This is a genomic window from Verticiella sediminum (genome assembly GCF_007558815.1).
Taxonomy (GTDB): domain Bacteria; phylum Pseudomonadota; class Gammaproteobacteria; order Burkholderiales; family Burkholderiaceae_B; genus Verticiella; species Verticiella sediminum.
Map to the genome: position 1 here is coordinate 70,450 of NZ_VLTJ01000007.1, position 19,905 is coordinate 90,354.

The 19,905-nt window shown below is 68.1% G+C and carries 15 protein-coding genes; 9 read left to right on the plus strand and 6 right to left on the minus strand.

The genetic code is table 11. The annotated features are described in order from the left end of the window. Positions 1–44: 44 nt before the first annotated feature. The gene (locus FOZ76_RS03695) at positions 45–806 is read right to left on the minus strand and encodes a helix-turn-helix transcriptional regulator (RefSeq protein WP_143946787.1); all 762 of its coding nucleotides are present in this window, start codon (positions 804–806) and stop codon (positions 45–47) included. 310 nt (positions 807–1,116) lie between these two features. Next, positions 1,117–1,359: a hypothetical protein gene (locus tag FOZ76_RS03700; RefSeq protein WP_143946788.1), complete on the minus strand. Its 243-nt coding sequence runs from the start codon at positions 1,357–1,359 to the stop codon at positions 1,117–1,119. 191 nt (positions 1,360–1,550) lie between these two features. Between FOZ76_RS03700 and pgaA the strand changes: the two genes are divergently transcribed. The 6 genes from pgaA (at position 1,551) to purT (ending at position 9,329) form a co-directional block, all read left to right on the plus strand. Further along, positions 1,551–3,500, plus strand: coding sequence for a poly-beta-1,6 N-acetyl-D-glucosamine export porin PgaA (pgaA, locus tag FOZ76_RS03705; RefSeq protein WP_143946789.1), 1,950 nt, complete (start codon positions 1,551–1,553; stop codon positions 3,498–3,500). 9 nt (positions 3,501–3,509) lie between these two features. Beyond that, positions 3,510–5,588, plus strand: a complete 2,079-nt coding sequence (gene pgaB / locus FOZ76_RS03710; protein ID WP_143946790.1) for a poly-beta-1,6-N-acetyl-D-glucosamine N-deacetylase PgaB — start codon at positions 3,510–3,512, stop codon at positions 5,586–5,588. Positions 5,589–5,614: 26 nt separating this feature from the next. Continuing rightward, the gene (pgaC, locus tag FOZ76_RS03715) at positions 5,615–6,859 is read left to right on the plus strand and encodes a poly-beta-1,6-N-acetyl-D-glucosamine synthase (protein WP_143946791.1); all 1,245 of its coding nucleotides are present in this window, start codon (positions 5,615–5,617) and stop codon (positions 6,857–6,859) included. Further along, positions 6,856–7,341: a hypothetical protein gene (locus tag FOZ76_RS03720; RefSeq protein ID WP_143946792.1), complete on the plus strand. Its 486-nt coding sequence runs from the start codon at positions 6,856–6,858 to the stop codon at positions 7,339–7,341. The genes pgaC and FOZ76_RS03720 overlap by 4 nt, the downstream gene beginning before the upstream one ends. 88 nt (positions 7,342–7,429) lie before the next feature. Next, a complete protein-coding gene (locus FOZ76_RS03725; protein ID WP_143946793.1) occupies positions 7,430–8,026 on the plus strand; it encodes a DUF4893 domain-containing protein in 597 nt (198 codons plus the stop codon). 79 nt (positions 8,027–8,105) lie between these two features. Next, positions 8,106–9,329: a formate-dependent phosphoribosylglycinamide formyltransferase gene (purT, locus tag FOZ76_RS03730; protein WP_143946794.1), complete on the plus strand. Its 1,224-nt coding sequence runs from the start codon at positions 8,106–8,108 to the stop codon at positions 9,327–9,329. Positions 9,330–9,369: 40 nt separating this feature from the next. Here purT and FOZ76_RS03735 read toward each other — a convergent pair whose 3' ends face one another. The 4 genes from FOZ76_RS03735 to aceE form a co-directional block, all read right to left on the minus strand. After that, the gene (locus FOZ76_RS03735; RefSeq protein WP_143946795.1) at positions 9,370–9,789 is read right to left on the minus strand and encodes a PaaI family thioesterase; all 420 of its coding nucleotides are present in this window, start codon (positions 9,787–9,789) and stop codon (positions 9,370–9,372) included. 160 nt (positions 9,790–9,949) lie between these two features. After that, the gene (gene lpdA / locus FOZ76_RS03740) at positions 9,950–11,779 is read right to left on the minus strand and encodes a dihydrolipoyl dehydrogenase (protein ID WP_143946796.1); all 1,830 of its coding nucleotides are present in this window, start codon (positions 11,777–11,779) and stop codon (positions 9,950–9,952) included. 13 nt (positions 11,780–11,792) lie between these two features. Continuing rightward, complete coding sequence (locus tag FOZ76_RS03745) at positions 11,793–13,202, minus strand: dihydrolipoyllysine-residue acetyltransferase (RefSeq protein WP_143946797.1); 1,410 nt, start codon at positions 13,200–13,202, stop codon at positions 11,793–11,795. 141 nt (positions 13,203–13,343) lie between these two features. Then, on the minus strand, positions 13,344–16,043 hold the full coding sequence (aceE, locus tag FOZ76_RS03750) for a pyruvate dehydrogenase (acetyl-transferring), homodimeric type (RefSeq protein WP_143946798.1): 2,700 nt from the start codon (positions 16,041–16,043) through the stop codon (positions 13,344–13,346). Between the two features lie 164 nt (positions 16,044–16,207). On the opposite strand from aceE, the gene FOZ76_RS03755 reads away from it, so the two are divergent. The 3 genes from FOZ76_RS03755 to folD all read left to right on the plus strand — a co-directional run bounded on the left by FOZ76_RS03755 (position 16,208) and on the right by folD (position 19,800). After that, positions 16,208–17,989, plus strand: a complete 1,782-nt coding sequence (locus FOZ76_RS03755; RefSeq protein WP_143946799.1) for a PAS domain-containing sensor histidine kinase — start codon at positions 16,208–16,210, stop codon at positions 17,987–17,989. 8 nt (positions 17,990–17,997) lie between these two features. After that, the gene (locus tag FOZ76_RS03760) at positions 17,998–18,618 is read left to right on the plus strand and encodes a response regulator transcription factor (RefSeq protein WP_143947053.1); all 621 of its coding nucleotides are present in this window, start codon (positions 17,998–18,000) and stop codon (positions 18,616–18,618) included. A 318-nt stretch (positions 18,619–18,936) separates the two neighbouring features. Beyond that, positions 18,937–19,800 carry a bifunctional methylenetetrahydrofolate dehydrogenase/methenyltetrahydrofolate cyclohydrolase FolD gene (folD, locus tag FOZ76_RS03765; RefSeq protein ID WP_143946800.1) on the plus strand — a complete coding sequence of 288 codons (864 nt, stop codon included), beginning with the start codon at positions 18,937–18,939 and terminating at the stop codon, positions 19,798–19,800. Positions 19,801–19,905: the final 105 nt, after the last annotated feature.

The window sequence follows — 19,905 nt, forward strand, 5'->3', positions numbered from 1 at the left end:
GCCGCCCGCCGCACCCAGGGCATCAGGGCGATGCCGCCCGTTGCTCAGCCGTCCATATCGTCCGCCGGCGGGACCGCCTCCACCGTGGCCTGCAGGCGCACACCGCGGCGTACCGCGAGCTGGATGGCTTCCTGGCAATTGGCCACGTCGAGCCGGCGGTACATCGACGAGGCATGGGCCTTGACCGTCGCCTCCGAGATGTGCAGTGCCTGTCCCACGGCTTTCATCGACAGCCCGTGCGAGCGCAGCACCAGGATCTCGAACTGCCTCGGGGTGATGCGCAGCGCGCGTGCGCCGTTCGCGATCTCCTGCGTGGACGGCCAAGACTGGCCCTCGCCGAGATCATGCGGGATGCTCGCCGGGACGGCGGCCGCGGCCGGCACAGCCTGGGCCACCGGGTGCGGCCCCTCGCCGGCGCTGCAACTGGCCGGAAAGCAGCGGCCACCGGCGAGGATCAGGCGCACCGCGGCTTCGATCAGGTCGGTCGGTGCGGATTTCCTGACCCGGCCGGCCACCAGGGGATGGCGCGGCGCCATCCAGTGCGGGTCGTCGGCCAGCAGCAGCACGTGGCGCGGCGAGACCAGGGCGCTCATGCGCTCCAGCCGCTGCTGGTCCAGGGCCTCGTCCCCGCACATGCCGAAGAGCAGGATGTCCGCAGTCGCCAGGCGCGCGAAACCGGTGCTCGCGGGCTCCAGGTCGTGAGGGTCGTAGGTGTGCACATCGCCGATGCTCGAGATCGATCCCAGAATACGCGCCAGTCCCAGCCGAAGCAGGGGATGCGGGTCCATCAACGCCGCTACGAACATGTGAAGACTGGCTCCGGCAGGCGCGCGTGGTTAGGTCTGCCGGCGATTGGCCACGCGCTGCGCATCGACGGCGATTGCCCGGCGGTGTGCCGGTGCTCTAGCGAAAATTAGAGGATTTCCTCCGTGCCAGGCATCGGCAAAATGGCGTAGGCAGGGTCTGAGCCGAGCGCGCGGGCCGCGGGCCTAGGCCGGTTGTTTTAAGCGTGCCGACGCTTTGTTTCCGTATGTGTACATCCCGGGCGCTGCGCATGCTGCGCTGCACCGGCGGCCCGCGCAGACCGGCTCTGGGCGATGCGCGTAGACAGGCGCGCTAGACGCGGCGATCCTCGCGGTTGCGCCGGTACAGAAAGTAGCTGTCGACCCAGCCGATGACGCCCATGATCACGGCGGCGCCATAGAGATAGGCCACATGGCTGGCCAGGGCCGCCAGGAGCGGCTCGTCGCTGGTGCGCGTGAGCGTGGGCAGGAGCACCGCCGCGAAGAGGACGAGCGCGAGCGCGCCCGCGCTCCAGCGGGCGCCGGTCAGCCACCATGTCTGTCGATTTTGTCGCATCTTGCCCGCGCCGCCGGAGGCGCTTTGCTGCGTATTGTGTAGACCAACACTATAGCCTTTCCGCCAGGGGGCCTAGGCCATCTGCCTCGTTGTAGCGCCTGGCGGGTACTGCCTACTATGGGCGCCACATCGCCGAGCCTTCAGCCACGGCGACCCGGCAACCCTGGAAGCTGTATCGCATGATGCCTCGCATGTTCGATTCCCCCGCCCTACGCCGCTCCTGCCTTGCGCTCGCCATCGCTACGGCAACGACGGCCAGCGGCGCGCACGCCGCACAGAACGCCGACGAACTGCGCGCTAAGGTATCGGCCGCGGCCGGGGCCGGCGCGGCCAGTCTCGCGCTGGACCTGGCGCAGAGCCAGCCGGAGGCCTTCGATCCGGTGGAACTCGCGAGCCTGCGCCACGCCGCCATCGCACAGCGCATACGCTGGGCTCGCGCCGAAATGCGCGAGAGCGCCGCGCCGCGCCGCAACGTGGCGATGGACAGCGCGATCGCGGACGCCGTGGCGCTGCGCGCCAGCCTGCCTGCAATACCTGCCTACGATGCTGTGCGCCTGCGGCTTACCCACGATCTCATCTACGCCTTGGCGCAGCGCGGCCGCACCGACGAGGCCATCGCGCTGTTCGAGGGCCTGCGCCAGCCGCTGGAGAAGACGCCGGCCTATGTGCTGGTCGCCGCGGGCCAGGCCTACGAACTCGCCGAGCGGCGCGACGAGGCGATCCGCTGCTTCGAGGCCGCGCTGGCGAGCGCCACGCCCGGCGACATCGACCGCGTTGCGGTGCGCGAGCAGTTGATCTACACCTACCTCGATCGCGGCCGCGCCGAGGAAGCCGCGGCGCAACTCGCACTGGCCGAGAAGGAGTCGCCGCCCTATGTCGCGCTGGCGCCCCTGCCCGAGACGCCCAACCCGGATTACGAGCGCGCGAATCGCCTGCGTGCCCAATATCTTGTCTATACAGGAAATCTGAACGCGGGCCAGCGCGTGCTCGACGCGCTTCAGCACGATGCGCCGTTCAGCTCCTCGCTGCGTGCCGCCGCGACCGACGCGCGCATGGGCGACGGCCATCCGGAGGAAGCGCGCAATGCCTTTCGCGCGGACTTGAACGAGCGTCCCGACGACATCGAGGCGCTGGTGGGGTTGGCCCGCTCCTCGCTGACCTTGCGCGACTACAAGACCGCCCGCGAGGTCATCGGTTCGCTGTCCGAGGCGCTGCCCGAACAGGGTGCGGTGCGTGCGCTGCAGCGCGACCTGCAAGTACACGATTCGCCCCTGCTCACGGTGGACGCAGGCGGTGGGCGAACCGGCGACGATCGCCCGTTCGCCGCCCGCAACGAGTGGTCGATCGACACCCATCTGTATTCCGCGCCGATCGCGGAGAACTACCGCCTCCTGGTGCATCAGTTCGTGGGCAGGGCCGACCTCGACCCGGAGCGCAAGACGCGCGTGCGCAACGGCGTGGGCGTGGACTATCGCAAGGACCGCGTGGAAGCCCAGGCCGAGCTGCACAGATCCAACGGCGACAACGGGCGTACGGGCGCGAGCGGGATGGTGCACTACTACCCGTCCGACGGCTGGCGCCTCACGGCGCAGGTCGATTCGGACCTGAATGACATTCCCTGGCGTGCGTACGCCGACGGCACGCATGCCTGGGGCATGCAACTGGGCGTGCGCTGGCAGCCGAGCAGCCGCACCTACGTGGACGCCACCTACCGGCGCGACGACTACAGCGACGGCAACCTGCGCCAGAGCGGCGCGGTGAGCGTGTCGCGCACGCTCTACGACGCGCCGCGCCATGGCGTGACCGGCTGGGTGTCCGTCGAGCACTCGGACAACCGGCGCAGCGACGTCTCCTACTTCAGTCCGCCCAGCGACAACAGCGGCCAGGCGACCGTGATGTACGAATGGCGCCCCTGGCGCGACGGACGCCGCGCATTCCGTCAGCGGGTGTACGGCACGGCGGGGCTCTACCACCAGCAAGGTGTCGGGACCGACCCCATATGGGAGGTGCGCCTCGAACAAGTCTGGGACCTGCAGCGCGACACCCGGATCGTGTACGGCGTCGGCTACGGCAAGCGGCCCTACGACGGCGAGCCGGAGAAGCGGCTGTCCGCCTATTTCAGTCTCAACATTCCTTTCTGAGTCGAGTCGATGCGTCGCTACGCCTGCCTCCTGCTGGTGTTTTTCTCCATCCTGATGAGCCCTGCCGCGCCCGCGGCCACCTGGCGCATGGACTTCCAGCCCCCGCCCGACCCCGACGACGGGCAAACCTTCCGCATCCTGTGCCTGCACGACGTGAGGGATGGCTTGCGCGCGTCGTTCGCCGACTTCCCCGACGCCTTCGCCATCGAGACGCGGGGCCTGGTCGATGCCTTCGAGTGGCTGCGCGCCAACGACTACCATCCGATCAGTCTGGACGACGTCGTGCAATCGCGATCGGGCGGCAAGCCGTTGCCGCCGCGCGCCGTGCTGCTCACCTTCGACGACGGTTTCGCAAGCAACTACACCCACGTCTTTCCCCTGCTCAAGCAGTTCGGCTATCCGGCCGTGTTCGCCCTGGTCACGTCGTGGGTGGATCTGCCGGCGGACCAGCCGATCGCGCTGAGCGCCAAGCTCACCGTGCCGCGCAATACCTTTCTCAATTGGGATCAGGTGCGCGAGATGGCTGCCTCGCCTCTGGTGGAGTTCATCTCCCACACGCACGATCTGCACCGCGGCGTCCTGAGCAATCCGCAGGGCAACGAGCGCCCGGCCGCCTCGACGCGCATCTACGACCCCGTCACCCGGACCTACGAAACCGACGAAGAGCATCGCGCGCGCGTGCGGGCCGACCTGGCGCACAGCGCCCGCTTGATCGCCGAACACGCCGGCCGCGCGCCGCGCGCGATCGCCTGGCCCTATGGGGCGCAGAACCGCGACACCGACGCTGCCGCGGCCGAGCTGGGCATGGGCATCATGTTCACGCTGCGCACGGGGCCCAACACGCCGGATCTGCCCTTGTCGCAACTGCGCCGCTCGCTGGTCGACTATCAGTTCGACGTGGCCAAGCTGCAGGCGGCGCTGCGCGAACCGGTATGGACCGAAATCGAGCCGGCGCCGGTACAGCGCGTGGTCCAGGTCGACCTGGACTACATCTACGATCCCGATCCGGCGCAGGAAGACCGCAACCTGTCGGCCCTGATCGACCGCATCCGGGACCTGGAGCCTAGCGCGGTGTATGTACAGGCGTTTGCCGACCCGCTGGGGGATGGCGACATCCGGTCGGTGTACTTTCCGAATCGCCACATGCCGATGCGAGCCGACCTCTTCAACCGCGTGTCATGGCAACTGCGCACGCGCGCCGAAGTGAGCGTCTACGCCTGGATGCCCGTGCTCACCTTCACGCTGCCCGAGGGGCATCCTGTCGCCGGACGCACGGTGCAGTCGGTCAGCCGGGGGCCGGGCGAGCGCGGCGTCGGCAGCCCGACCCGGCTCTCGCCCTTCGATCCGCAGGTGCGGGAAGTCATCGACGAGATCTACGAGGACCTGGCGAAGAACGCCTGGTTCGAGGGCATTCTCTTTCACGACGACGCCGTGCTCGACGACACCGAGGACGCCAGCCCGGGAGCGCTGAAAGTCTACGAGAGCTGGGGCTTGCCGCCGGACGTGCAGGCGATTCGCGCCTCGCCCGAGCTGCACGACCGATGGGTACGGGCCAAGACGCGCTATCTGATCGACTTCACGCAGGAGATCACCCGCACGGTCGAGGGCTATCAGCGCGGCGAAGTCATGCGCAAGGCGCGCAATCTGTTCGCCATGCCGGTGATGGACCCCGCCACGGAGCGCGACTTCTCGCAGAACCTGCAGGACTTCCTGGACAGTTACGACTATGTTGCCCTGATGGCCATGCCCCGCATGGAGAATGCCGAGGACCCCAAGCGCTGGCTGCGCATGCTGGTCAATAACGTACGCGCGGCCGACGGCCTGGACCGCACGATCTTCGAGCTGCAGTCGCGCGACTGGCGCACCGGGGAGAACGTGGACAGCCGCGAGATGCTCACGCAGATGCAGCAACTGCGCTCGCTGGGCGCCGTGCACTACGGCTACTACCCGGACGACTTCATCGGCGATCACCCCAACATCGAGGTGCTGCGCCCGGCCATGTCGTTGATGGGCACGCTCAAGGTGCGCCGCCTGAGCCCGCAGCAGAACGAAAGCCGCGAACAGGCGCTGCAGGCCCTGCGCCGCTGACTTCGCCACAGGCACGAGAGATCACCATGCAGCAGGAATTGCACGTCAGCTTGACCAGCTTCGTTTTCTATTATCCGTTCTTCATGTCCTACCTGTGGATCATCGGCGGGCTGCTGCACTATTTCATCTTCGAGGAAGGCCGGCGCCTGCAGGACACCGCGCTGCCGCGCTGCCCGAAGGTCGCGATCGTCGTGCCCTGCTACAACGAGGGCGCCAACGTGGTCGAGGTCATCTCGCACCTGCACACGATGCGCTATCCGAACTACGTGGTGATCGCGGTCAACGACGGCAGCCGCGACGAGACCGGCCCCCTGCTCGACAGTCTGGTCGATCACCACCCCGAGCTGCTCGTACTGCACCAGCACCGCAACGAGGGCAAGGCGATCGGTCTGACCACCGCGGCGCAGTTGACCGACGCGGAGTTTCTCCTGTGCATCGACGGCGACTCGCTGCCGGACCCGGACGCCATCACCTTCATGCTCACGCACCTGCTCGCCGACGACAAGGTGGGCGCAGTCACGGGCAACCCGCGCATCCGCAATCGCTCGACGCTGCTCGGGCGCATGCAGGTGGGCGAATTCTCCTCGATCATCGGCCTGATCAAGCGCACGCAGCAGTTGTACGGCCGCCTGATGACGGTCTCGGGCGTGATGGCCATGTTTCGCCGCTCCGCGCTCGAGAACGTGGGCTACTGGAGCGCGGACATGATGACCGAGGACATCGACATCAGTTGGAAGCTGCAGCTCTCGGGCTGGCGGCTGCGCTACGAGCCGCGCGCGCTGACCTGGATCCTGATGCCCGAGACGATCAAGGGGCTGTACCGGCAGCGGCTGCGCTGGGCCAAGGGCGGCTTGCAGACGGCCATGAAGTACGCGCCGCGCCTGATGCATCCGCGCCACATCCTGATGTGGCCGATCTTCTTCGAATTCTGGCTCAGCGTGGTGTGGGCCTACAGCCTGCTCCTCTTGATCGTGCTGGCGCTGGTCGGCATGTTCTTCACCCTGCCGGAGGGCTGGCGCTACGACGTGGTGCCGCGCTGGCACGGCACGCTGCTGTTCCTGACCTGTCTGGCGCAATTGCTGGCCGGCATCGTCATCGACCGAAAGTACGATTACCGCATCCTGCGGTACTACCTGGATACGGTGTGGTATCCGGTCGCGTTCTGGATGCTGGGCATGATCACCACGGTGATTGCCCTGCCCCAGGTCCTGTTCCGCCGCGCGCGCTCGCGTGCACGGTGGGTTAGCCCAGATAGAGGAATGAAGGTATGAAAGGCATAATCATCGATGCAAGCGCGGCGCCGCTGCGCGACTATGTGATTCGTTATGGCCGCAGCGAAGGCCTGCTGTATGCCGCCTGGTTCCGCCTCCTGCGCCCGGCGATGGTGACCGTGATGTGGGTGCTGTTCGCGCTGTACGTGCACCATTCGCTGGTGACCGTGGGAGGCACGGCGGCGGAGGTCGCCGAACTCGTGGTGTATGTCGGCGTGGTCGCGGGCATGGCCACCCTGCTCGTGAGCTGGATGATCATCTGCGGTTTTCACGACTGGATACGGCTGCGCGACCAGGCCGAGGTCGAGGAACTCTATCGGCCCGGCCCGACGCTCGCATCGGCGGCGCGCCTGGGTATGCCGGAGGGTGCGCAGCGCCTGCTGGTGCGTCACGACGAATCCGGGCGCATCGTGCGTGTGGAGCGCTGGACGCCCGGCGTGCCGACGATCGGCGTCGAGCAGCAGGAGCGCGTCGCGGCGTGATCGCGCCAGCCAAAGGGACACAGCCGCATACATTCCGACATGCGCGGGTGTGCGACCATAAGGCTTTGGTCGTGCAAGGTGAACATCCGTGCCCTCTCGCCTGTTTTGCGCTGCTGGCGCCGCCGCGCTGCTGCTTTTCGCCTCGGCACCCGTGCGCGCCGATGCGCCGTTTCCGGACATGCTGACCAGCCTGGATCGCGACCGTCTCTCGATGTATGAACCGGTGCGCCGCGATACGCTGGCATACGTGCGCAAGCATGGCGAGCCCGCGCAGGTGGCCGAGCTCGAGCGCGTGCTGGAGGGGTCTGCGCGCGACATCGCCCCGGCCGAGCTGGCCGGGGTCTGGCGGTGCCGCGTGATCAAGCTCGCCCGCGTTCCCGAGCTGCCCATCGTGATCTACCAGGATTTCGAATGCCGCATCACCGATGACAGTGAGGGCTTGCGGCTGGAGAAACTCACCGGTTCGCAGCGCACCGGCGGCACGTTCTATGACATCGGCGAAACCCGCCTGGGCTATGCCGGCGCGCTCGCGCTGGGCGACGAAGCACACATCCCGCGCTACGGCGAGAAGCGCGCGCGCAACCAGGTGGGCTATCTGGTGCCGATCTCGCCGCAGCGCATGCGCCTGGAGTTCCCGCGCCCGCCGCACGAAGCCGATCTGGAAATCCTGGAACTGCACCGCTGAGGCCGGCCCCGCATGGCCGTGAAGGGCTGCGAAGACGTTACATTAATGCCTTGTCGATCACCTTCGCACGGACCGTTCCATGAGCACCGCTCCCCTTCCCCCGCTCGGCACCCCCCTGTCCTCCAGCGCGCTGCGCGTCATGCTGCTCGGCGCCGGCGAGCTGGGCAAGGAAGTCGTCATCGCGCTGCAGCGCCTGGGCGCCGAGGTCATCGCCGTCGACCGCTACGAGAATGCGCCCGCCCAGCAGGTGGCGCACCGCGCGCACGTCATCGCCATGACCGACGGCGATGCGCTGCGCCGCGTGATCGGCGAGGAGCGCCCGCACATCATCGTGCCGGAAATCGAAGCCATCGCCACCGACGTCCTGGTCGAGCTGGAAGCGCAAGGCGCGGCGCGTGTGACGCCCACCGCGCGCGCCGCGCGCCTCACCATGAACCGTGAAGGCATCCGCCGCCTCGCGGCCGAGACCCTCGGGCTGCCAACCTCGCCGTACCGCTACGCCGACACCCAGGCCGAGCTGCAGGCCGCCATCGACGGCGGCATCGGTTATCCCTGCCTGGTCAAACCGGTGATGTCCTCGTCGGGCAAGGGCCAGTCGCTGCTGCGCGGCCCGGACGACGTGGCGCGCGCCTGGCAGTACGCCCAGGAGGGCGGCCGCACGGGAGCGGGGCGCATCATCGTCGAGGGTTTCATCAAGTTCGACTACGAGATCACCCTGCTCACCGTGCGCGCGCACTCGGCCGACGGCGAGGTGCAGACCCATTTCTGCGCGCCCATCGGCCACCGTCAGGTGGACGGCGACTACGTCGAGAGCTGGCAGCCCCAGCCCATGTCCGAGCTCGCCCTGGCGCGCGCGCGCGAGATCGCCGCCAAGGTGACTGGCGAGCTGGGCGGGCTGGGCGTGTTCGGCGTGGAGCTTTTCGTGGCGGGCGACCAGGTGTGGTTCTCGGAAGTGAGCCCGCGCCCGCACGACACCGGCATGGTCACGATGGTCACCCAGGCGCAGAACGAGTTCGAGCTGCACGCGCGCGCTCTGCTCGGCCTGCCGGTCGACACGCGCCTGCGCGAGCCCGGCGCCAGTGCCGTCATCTATGGCGGGGTCGACGCGCAGGAACTGGTGTTCGAGGGCATGGCCACCGCGTTGTCGGACCCCGGCACCGACCTGCGCCTGTTCGGCAAGCCCGAATCGTTCGTGAAGCGCCGCATGGGCGTGGCCCTGGCGGTGCACGAGGACGTCGAGATGGCGCGCGCCAAGGCGGCACGCGCGGCGGCGGCCGTCAAGCCGCGCGCGGCGGGGGCCTGAAGCCGGGCGCGCGCCCGCGGATGAAGGCCGCTATCCCACCCTAGAGGCGGCGGATCGCCGCCGTGGCCGTCGCCGTGGCGACGAGGCGGCCATCCTGGGCGAGTTCGCCGGCGAGAAAACAGATCTGCCCGCCGCGCCGCAGCACCCGCCCCGTGCCATGCAAGACGCCCGGTACCGCCGGGCTGAGGAACTGCACGTTGAGTTGCAGCGTGGGCGCGAACTCGCCGGCCGCCAAGGTGGCCGCGAGCGCCGGCCCCATGGTGTCGTCCAGCATGGCCGAGAGAAACCCGCCCTGGATGTGGCCGGCGGGGTTGGCGAAGGCGGCCTTGCCTTCGAACGTCGCCTGCAGCGTGCCGCTCGCAGCGTCCACCGCCGTGATCGTCATGCCCAGGGTGTGCGCTGCGGGCGGCTGCGGGATACGGCCTGACTGGATCTGCCAGAAGTATGCATCCTGGTCCATGCTGTCTCCGTGGTGGGGTTCGGGCGGGCGTCGCCGTGGGTAGCCGTGTCTCGCACCCTAGGCGGTGACTGTATAAAAACACAGTTGATGCCGCAAGCCGCCGCAGGCGGCCAGTGCAACAGCCGCCGTGGCGCCGGCCCGGCGAGGCCGGCGCCTGCCTTCACCGCTTTTTCACCGGCGGCAGGTCGGTGCAATGCCCGTCGGCCGCTTCGGCCGCCAGGCCGATGGATTCGCCCAGTGTGGGGTGCGGGTGGATGGTCTTGCCGATGTCCACGCTGTCCGCGCCCATCTCGATGGCCAGCGCGACTTCGCCGATGAGGTCCCCGGCATGGGTGCCGACGATGCCGCCGCCCAGGATGCGGCCGTCCTTGGCGTCGAAGAGCAGCTTGGTGAAGCCTTCGTCGCGGCCGTTGGCGATCGCCCGGCCCGAGGCGCTCCAGGGCATGAGCCCCTTCTTCACCGCAACGCCCTGCCTCTTCGCCTCGTCCTCGGTCAGGCCGACCCAGGCGATCTCGGGATCGGTGTAGGCCACCGACGGGATCACGCGCGCGTCGAACCAGCTCTTCTCGCCGGCGGCGACTTCGGCCGCCACGTGGGCCTCGTGCACCGCCTTGTGCGCCAGCATGGGCTGGCCGACGATGTCGCCGATGGCGAAGATGTGCGGCACGTTGGTGCGCATCTGGCCGTCGACGTCGATGAAGCCGCGGTCGGTGACGGCCACGCCGGCTTTCTCGGCGTCGATCTTCCTGCCGTTGGGGCTGCGCCCCACCGCCTGCAGCACGAGATCGTAGCGTTGCGCCTCCTTGGGGGCGCCCTCGCCTTCGAAGCCGACCCAGATGCCGTCCTCGCGGGCCTCGGCCGATACCGTGCGCGTCTTCAGCATGATGTTGTCCAAGCGCGGCGCGTTCATCTTCTGCCAGACCTTGACCAGGTCGCGGTCGGCGCCGGGCATCAGGCCGTCCTGCATCTCGACCACGTCCAGGCGGGCGCCGAGCGTGGAATACACCGTGCCCATTTCCAGGCCGATGATGCCGCCGCCCACGATCAGCATCTTCTTCGGGACGGCCTTCAGTTGCAGTGCACCGGTGGAGTCGACGATGCGCTCGTCCTCGGGCAGGAAGGGCAGCTTCACCGACTGGCTGCCCGCGGCAATGATGGCGTTGCGAAAGCCCACCACCTGCGCCTTCTCGCCCTCCACCCGCAGGTGGTTCGGGCCGACGAAGCGGCCGGTGCCGCGCAGCACCGTGACCTTGCGCATCTTGGCCATGGCGGCAAGGCCGCCCGTGAGCTTGCCGATCACGCCGTCCTTGAACTTGCGCAGCGCGTCCAGATCGATCTTGGGCTCGCCGAAGCTGATGCCGTGGGCCGCCATGGCCTTGGCTTCGTCGATCACGGCCGCGGTGTGCAGCAAGGCCTTGGACGGGATGCAGCCCACGTTCAGGCAGACGCCGCCCAGGGTGGCATAGCGCTCGACGAGCACGACGTTCAGGCCGAGGTCCGCGGCACGGAAGGCCGCGGAATAACCGCCGGGGCCGGCGCCGAGCACGAGCACGTCGCATTCGACGTCGGCCTTGCCCTCATAGGCCGGCGCCGCCGGCGCGGCCGCGCGGGCGGGCTCGCGCTTTTCTTCCGGCGCAGGCTTGGCCGGCTCGCCCGCGCCCTGCGCCGGGACGGCTTCCTTCGCCTGGGCGGGGGCATCGTCCTTGGCCGCGGGCGGTGCTTCCTTGGCGTCTTTCTTGCCGCCGCCCTCGGCCGGTTCGACCTCGAGCAGCACCGAGCCTTCGGACACCTTGTCGCCCACCTTGACCTTGAGCGACTTGACCACCCCGCCCTGCGAGGCCGGAATCTCCATCGATGCCTTGTCGGACTCCACCGTGACCAGGCTCTGCTCGGCCTCGATGGTGTCGCCTTCGGCGACCAGCACCTCGATCACCTCGACCTCGGCGAAGTCGCCGATGTCGGGGACTTTGATTTCCACCGTTTGACTCATCGTACGGACTCCCTCAGAGAATGACGCGGCGGAAATCGGCGAGCAGACCGCCGAGGTACGCGTTGAAGCGCGCGGCCGCGGCGCCGTCGATGACCCGGTGGTCGTACGACAGCGACAGCGGCAGCGTCAGGCGCGGGACGAACTGCTTGCCGTCCCAGACCGGCTTCTCGTAGGAACGCGAGACGCCCAGGATCGCCACTTCGGGGGCGTTGATGATGGGCGTGAAGTGCGTGCCGCCGATCCCGCCCAGCGACGAGATCGAGAAGCAGCCGCCCTGCATTTCGGAAGGCGAGAGCTTGCCGTCGCGCGCCTTCTTGGCGAGCGCGGAAGTCTCCTGCGCCAGTTCGAGCACGCCCTTGGTGTCCGCATCGCGCACCACGGGCACGACCAGGCCATTCGGCGTGTCGGCGGCGAAGCCGATGTGGTAGTACTGCTTGTAGACCAGGGTGTCGCCGTCCAGCGAGGCGTTGAACTGCGGATACTTCTTGAGCGCGGCCACCACGGCCTTGATGAGAAAGGCGAGCATGGTCACCTTGATGCCGGCCTTCTCGTTCTCGCGGTTCAACTGCACGCGCAGTTTCTCGAGTTCGGTGATGTCCGCATCGTCGTTGTTGGTGACGTGCGGGATCATCACCCAGTTGCGGTGCAGGTTCGCGCCCGAGATCTTCTGGATGCGCGACAGCGGCTTGGTCTCGATGGGACCGAACTTGGCGAAATCCACCTTGGGCCACGGCAGCAGGCCGAGCGCGGCGCCGTCGGCCGAACCGGCCGCAGCCGGCGCGGCGGCCGGCGTACCGCCCTGGATCGCCTGCTTGACGAAATTGCGCACATCGTCCTGGGTGATGCGCTGCTTGGGGCCGGAACCGCGCACGCGGTGCAGGTCCACGCCGAGTTCGCGGGCGAACTTGCGCACCGAAGGCGAGGCGTGCGGCACGGGCACCGTGCTGTCGGTCGCAGCCACTACCGGCGGCGTGCGCTGGGCCTGCCCGGCCGGCATTGCCGCGGCTTCCTCGCGCGCGGCGCGGGCCGGTTCGGCCGACGCGGGTTTCGGCGCCTGCGGATCGCCGCCGCCCGCCGCCTTGCCGCCCGCCGCCTTGCCGCTCTCGGCCTTGGGCGCCTCGGCCTGGGCGTCATCGGCCTTGTCGCCGGCCTTGGCGCTCGCGGGCTGCTCCGCCTTGGCCTCGGCCGGCTCGACCTCGAGCAGCACCGAGCCCTCGGACACCTTGTCGCCCACCTTGACCTTGAGCGACTTGACCACCCCGCCCTGCGAGGCCGGGATCTCCATCGATGCCTTGTCGGACTCCACCGTGACCAGGCTCTGCTCGGCCTGGATCGTGTCCCCTTCGGCCACCAGGATTTCGATCACCTCGACCTCGGCGAAATCGCCGATGTCGGGGACCTTGATTTCTGTGAGTTGGCTCATGCCTCGTGCTTCCTTCCGTGAGTCGCTCCCGCCCGAAGGCGGGAGCTTCTCGCCACAAAATGGGGGCGCCTGCGGCGCCAGCTTGGGTTGGTCTCGCGCGTGTCCCCGCCCTGAGGGCGAGGACTGCGCTTGGACCCGTGGTCAGGCGTGGTGCGGGTTGGCTTTGTCGGGATTGATGCCGTACTTCTTGATGGCATCGGCGAGCACATTCTTGGGCAGCACGCCCTCCTCGACCAGCGCGCGCAACGCCGACAGGGCCACGAAGTGGCGATCGACCTCGAAGTGCTCGCGCAGCTTGCTGCGGAAGTCCGACCGCCCGAAGCCGTCGGTGCCGAGCACGCGGAACTGGCGATCGCGCGGCAGATAGGCGCGGATCTGCTCGGCGAAGATCTTCATGTAGTCGGTGGAGGCCACGACCGGGCCCGGGTGCTCGGCCAGTTGGCGGGCCACGTACGGCACCTGGGCCTCGCCCTCGGGATGCAGCAGGTTGTGGCGCTCGCAGTCCATGCCGTCGCGGCGCAGCTCGGTGAAGCTGGTGACGCTCCAGACGTCGGAGGCGATGCCCCAGTCGTCGCGCAGCAGTTCCTGGGCGGCCATGACTTCGCGCAGGATCGAGCCGCAGCCCATGAGCTGCACGCGCGGCGCGTCGGCCTTTTCGGCGCGCTCGGAACGCAGCAGGTACATGCCGCGGATGATGCCTTCCTCGTCGCCCGGCTTCAGGCCCGGATGCGCGTAGTTCTCGTTGAGCAGGGTCAGGTAGTAGTACACGTTCTCCTGGTTGCCCACCATGCGGCGCAGGCCGTCCTGGATGATGACCGCGACTTCGTGCCCGAAGGTCGGGTCGTAGGAGACGCAGTTCGGGATCGTGCTCGAGAGCAGGTGGCTGTGGCCGTCCTCGTGCTGCAGGCCCTCGCCGTTGAGCGTGGTGCGCCCGGAGGTGCCGCCCAGCAGGAAGCCGCGCGCCTGCATGTCGCCGGCGGCCCAGGCGAGGTCGCCCACGCGCTGGAAGCCGAACATCGAGTAATAGATGTAGAACGGCACCATGATGCGGTTGTTCGAGGAGTACGACGTGGCCGCCGCGATCCACGAGCTCATGGCGCCCGCCTCGTTGATGCCTTCCTGCAGGATCTGGCCGTCCTTGGACTCCTTGTAGTACATGACCTGGTCCTTGTCGACCGGGATGTACTTCTGGCCCTCGGGCGCGTAGATGCCGATCTGGCGGAACATGCCCTCCATGCCGAAGGTGCGCGACTCGTCGGCGACGATGGGCACGACGCGCGGGCCGAGCGCCTTGTCGCGCAGCAGCGCGGTGAGAATGCGCACGAAGGCCTGCGTGGTCGAGATCTCGCGGCCCTCGGCGGTGGGATCGAGCACGGCCTGGAAGGCCTTGAGCTCGGGCACCGGCAGGGTCTCGTCGGCACGCTGGCGGCGGTGCGGCAGGAAGCCGCCCAGCGCCTTGCGCCGCTCGAGCATGTACTTCATCTCGTCCGAATCCTCGGCCGGCTTGCAGTACGGCAGCGCGTCGAGCTGGTCGTCGGGCACGGGGATGTTGAAGCGGTCGCGGAACTCGCGGATGGATTCCAGCGGCAGCTTCTTCTGCTGGTGCGTCGGGTTCTTGGCCTCGCCCACGCGGCCCATGCCGTAGCCCTTGATGGTCTTGGCCAGGATGACCGTGGGTTGGCCGGTGTGGTTCACCGCCGCATGGAAGGCAGCATAGACCTTGTGCGGATCGTGGCCGCCGCGGTTCAGGCGCCAGACATCCTCGTCGGTCATGCGGCTGACCATCTCGAGCAGCTTGGGATGCTTGCCGAAGAAGTGCTCGCGCACGAAGGCCCCGTTGTTGGCCTTGTAGGCCTGGTATTCGCCGTCGACGGTCTCTTCCATGATGCGGCGCAGGATGCCTTCCTTGTCGCGCGCGAGCAGCGGATCCCAGTAGCCGCCCCAGATCAGCTTGATGACGTTCCAGCCGCTGCCGCGGAAGTCGCCTTCGAGTTCCTGGATGATCTTGCCGTTGCCGCGCACCGGGCCGTCCAGGCGCTGCAGGTTGCAGTTGATGATGAAGACCAGGTTGTCGAGCTTCTCGCGCGCGGCCAGGCTGATCGCGCCCAGCGATTCGGGCTCGTCCATCTCGCCGTCGCCGCAGAACACCCAGACCTTGCGCTTGCTGGTGTCGGCGATGCCGCGGGCATGCAGATACTTCAGGAAGCGCGCCTGGTAGATCGCCATCATCGGGCCCAGGCCCATGGAGACGGTCGGGAACTGCCAGAAGTCCGGCATCAGCTTGGGGTGCGGGTACGAGGGCAGGCCCTTGCCGTCGACTTCCTGGCGGAAGTTGTCGAGCTGCTCCTCGGTCAGGCGGCCTTCCAGGTAGGCGCGGCCGTACACACCGGGCGAGGAGTGCCCCTGGAAATACACCAGGTCGCCGCCGTGCTCGGCCGTTTCGGCATGCCAGAAATGGTTCTGGCCGGTGCCGATCATGGTGGCCACCGAAGCGAAGGACGCAATGTGCCCGCCGAGGTCGCCGCCGTCCGCGGGGGAGTGGCGGTTGGCCTTGACCACCATGGCCATGGCGTTCCAGCGCACGAACGAGCGGATGCGCTCTTCGAGGTCGGCGCGACCCGGCGAGGGCACTTCCAGGTGGGGCGGGATGGTGTTGACGTAGGCCGTGGTGGCGCGCAACGGCATGTTCGCGCCGGAGCGGCGAGCGAGGTCGATCAGGCGCTCGAGCAGGAAATGCGCGCGCTCCGGACCCTCACGGTCGAGCACGGCTTCGAGCGCCTCCAGCCATTCCTGGGTTTCGTCGACGTCGTCGTCTTGGGGGGTGTTCGGTAGCGCGGACATGGATGCGGGTCTCCGAGTTTCGTCATCGAATGCCCCGAATTCTAGGGGGCTCTCCCCGTGCAGGGCAATCAAAATTTCATATTGCGGCGCATCATTCCATAATGTGAAATAAACAGGACTCCATTCGGCTGCACTCTGTTGCAGTGCCGAATTACACTTGCAGCATGGCCAGACCACCACAAACCAGCGCCAGCGCACCTCTGCCGGAAACCGGCCGGGTCCGCCGCCATCTCTACTGGGTCACCCCCCTGATCGCCCTGGCGGCGCTGGGCGGCGTGCTTGCGGCCGTGCTGATCTGGACCGATCAGTTCGAGAACCCCTATCTTGCCCTGAGTGGCGCCTCCCCGAAGGCCCTGCAGTGGGTGGTTCTGTCGCTTTCGCTGGTCATTGTGTGGGCGCTCTTCACATTGTGGCGCCATACGCGCTTCCGGCAGCGCGCCGAAGCCGCGCTGATCGCCGAGACGGCATTTCGCCGCGCGATGGAGAATTCCATGCTGACGGGCATGCGGGTGCTCGACATGGAGGGCCGCATCACCTACGTCAACCCGGCGTTCTGCCGCCTGATCGGCTGGAACGAATCCGACCTCATCGGCAGGACACCGCCGTTCCCCTATTGGGTTCCCGGCCAGCACGCGGCGCACCAGCGGATGATGACCATGCTGCTCGCCGGCAACGCGCCCACCAGCGGGCTGGAGATGCAGGCCCAGCGGCGCGACGGTTCACGCCTCACCACGCGCATGTACGTCTCGCCGCTGGTGGACCGCAACGGGGTGCAGACCGGCTGGATGACCTCGATCACCGACATCACCGAATCCAAGCGCATCCGCGAGACGCTGGCCGCCGCGCACGAACGCTTCATGACCGTGCTCGAGGGGCTGGACGATGCGATCTCGGTGACGGCCGACGGCCCGCAGGGGCTGGAGCTGCTGTTCGCCAACAAGACGTATCGCCGGATATTCGGCTCCCAGGCGGCGGGCCACGGCCAGCTCCTCGCCGGCCGGCGCGGCCGCTATACCGAGGAGGCCGTCGAGGTCTACTCGCCCTCGGTCAAGCGCTGGTTCGAGGTGCACCACCGCATGCTCGCCTGGACCGACGGGCGGCGCGTGCGCATGCAGGTGGCGCGCGACATCACCGAGCGCCGCGCCCAGGAAGACGCCTCGCTGCTGCAGCAGGAAAAGATCCAGATGACCAGCCGGCTGATCACCATGGGCGAGATGGCGTCGTCGCTGGCCCATGAGCTGAACCAGCCGCTCACCGCGATCGCCAACTACAGCATGGGCGCGGTGGCCCTGGTCAAGGCCGGCAAGACCGATCCCGAGCATCTGCTGCCCGCGCTGGAGAAGGCGGCGGCGCAGGCCGCGCGGGCCGGGCTGATCATCCGCCGCATCCGCGAGTTCGTGAAGCGCAGCGAGCCGCGCCACCAGCGCGTGGACATCGCCGAGGTCATCGAGAACGCCGTCGGCTTTGCCGAGATCGACGCCGAGAAGCGCCGTATCGAGATCGTCAAGCAGGTGCCGGCGGGATTGCCCGATGCCATGGCCGATCCGATCCTGATCGAGCAGGTGTTGCTCAATCTCATCAAGAACGGCATGGACGCCATGGCCGACGCCACGCAGCGGCAGGTCTTCGTGAGCGTCACCCAGCGCGACGACACGCTGGAAGTCGCCGTGCGCGATCACGGCCACGGCCTGGGCGAGCTGGACCCCCAGCGCCTGTTCGAACCCTTTTTCAGCACCAAGGCCGAGGGCATGGGCATGGGGCTGAACATCTGCCGTACGATCATCGAATCGCATCACGGGCGACTGTGGGCGGCGCCGAATCCCGACGGCGGAACCATTTTCTCGTTCACCTTGCCCTGGGTCGCTCCCCTGCAGCCCGCGACCCAGGACATCGACAACGAAACCGAGACCGGCAACGTACCGGCGCTGGCATTCACAAAGGAGTAAACGGCATGATGAGAAACACGTCCCCGTCGAACATCGTCTACATCGTCGACGACGACGAGGCGGTCCGCGATTCGCTGCGCTGGCTGCTGGAGGCCAACGGCTATCGCGTGCGGGCCTACGACAGCGCCGAAGCCTTTCTTGCCGCGTACGATCCAGCCAGTGTCGGCGTGCTGATCGTCGACGTGCGCATGCCCGGCATGAGCGGGCTTGAGCTGCAGGAGCACCTGATCGCGCGCCAGCTTCCCCTGCCTACGGTGTTCATCACCGGCCACGGCGACGTGCCCATGGCCGTGTCCACCATCAAGAAGGGCGCGGTGGATTTCCTCGAGAAGCCCTTCAACGACGCCGACCTGCGCGACATCGTCGGCAACATGTTCGAGAAGGCGCGCGAACAGGCCCAGGCCGCCGCAAGCCGACGTGACCGCGAGGCCATGCTCGCCCGCCTCACCTCGCGCGAGCAGCAGGTGCTCGAGCGCATTGTCGCCGGCCGCCTGAACAAGCAGATCGCCGACGACCTGGGCATCAGCATCAAGACCGTCGAGGCGCACCGCGCCAACATCATGGAGAAGCTCCAGGTCGCCACCGTGGCGGACCTCATGAAAGTGGCGCTGAGCAAGGCGGAAAGTTAGGTGTTGACCTCCTCCGCCCGCGGCGCGGGCACCTCCCCTGAGGGGAGGCGGCGCGCGAAGATGCCACCCTCCGGCCGCTGGCGTGGCCACCTCCCTTGCAGGGAGGCGGCGCGCGCCCTCCGGGCGGCCGCGCGGGCGCGCGCTTACCCCCGCGCTAAGTAACCTCACAGGTAGCGTGCTGGGGTGTGCGTATTGAACCGCCCCTTTCACGCCCGCATTCTGGGCCCTGCGATACGTCCCCGCTATCATATGCACCTGACCGCCCGCGGCTCCGAGCCGCCGGGCGCCCCGTTCACTCTCCGCCATGGATTCACCAGCATGACCGCACGTATCATCAACGGGACCGAACTCGCCCGTTCCCTCCGCACCCAGGCCGCCGAGCGCGCCGCTGCGCTCCTGAAGGAGCACGGTGTGCGTCCCGGGCTGGCCGTGCTGCTGGTCGGGGCCGACCCGGCGTCGCAGGTGTACGTGCGCAACAAGGTCAAGGCCTGCGAGGAAGCGGGTTTTCATTCCGTGCTGGAGCAACTGCCGGCCGACCTCACCGAAGAGCAACTGCTCGCCCGCGTGCAGGCGCTGAACGCCGACGACAGCATCCACGGCATCCTGGTCCAGCTACCGCTGCCCAAGCATCTTTCCTCGCACACGGTCATCGAGGCCATCGCGCCCGAGAAGGATGTCGACGGCTTTCACGTTTCCAACGCCGGCATGCTGATGACCGGCCAGCCGCTGTTCATCCCCTGCACCCCCTACGGTGTGATGAAGATGCTCGAGAGCGCCGAGGTGCCCTTGCGCGGCGCCGAGGCGGTCGTGGTGGGCGCGAGCAACATCGTCGGCAAGCCCATGGCCATGCTGCTGCTGCAGGCCGGCGCCACGGTCACGCTGTGCAACTCCAAGACGCGCGAGCTCGCCGCGTACACGCGCCGCGCCGACGTGCTCGTGGTGGCCACCGGCAAGCCGGGCATGGTCACCGGCGACATGGTCAAGCCGGGCGCGGTGGTGATCGACGTCGGCATCAACCGGGGCGCCGACGGCAAGCTCTGCGGCGACGTGGATTTCGCCGGCGCCAAGGAAGTGGCCGGTGCGATCACCCCCGTGCCCGGCGGCGTCGGCCCCATGACGATCGCCATGCTGCTCATCAATACACTGGAAGCGGCCGAACGCAAGCTGGGCGCGCGCGCCTGAGGCCGCGCCTGGCGACGGCGCCTTGCCGCCATGCCCGCCGTGCGTTGCGCGGCGGGAGCCGACCGGGCTTGCCGTCCTTGCGCGAGCCCCCCGCCGCACGGCTCG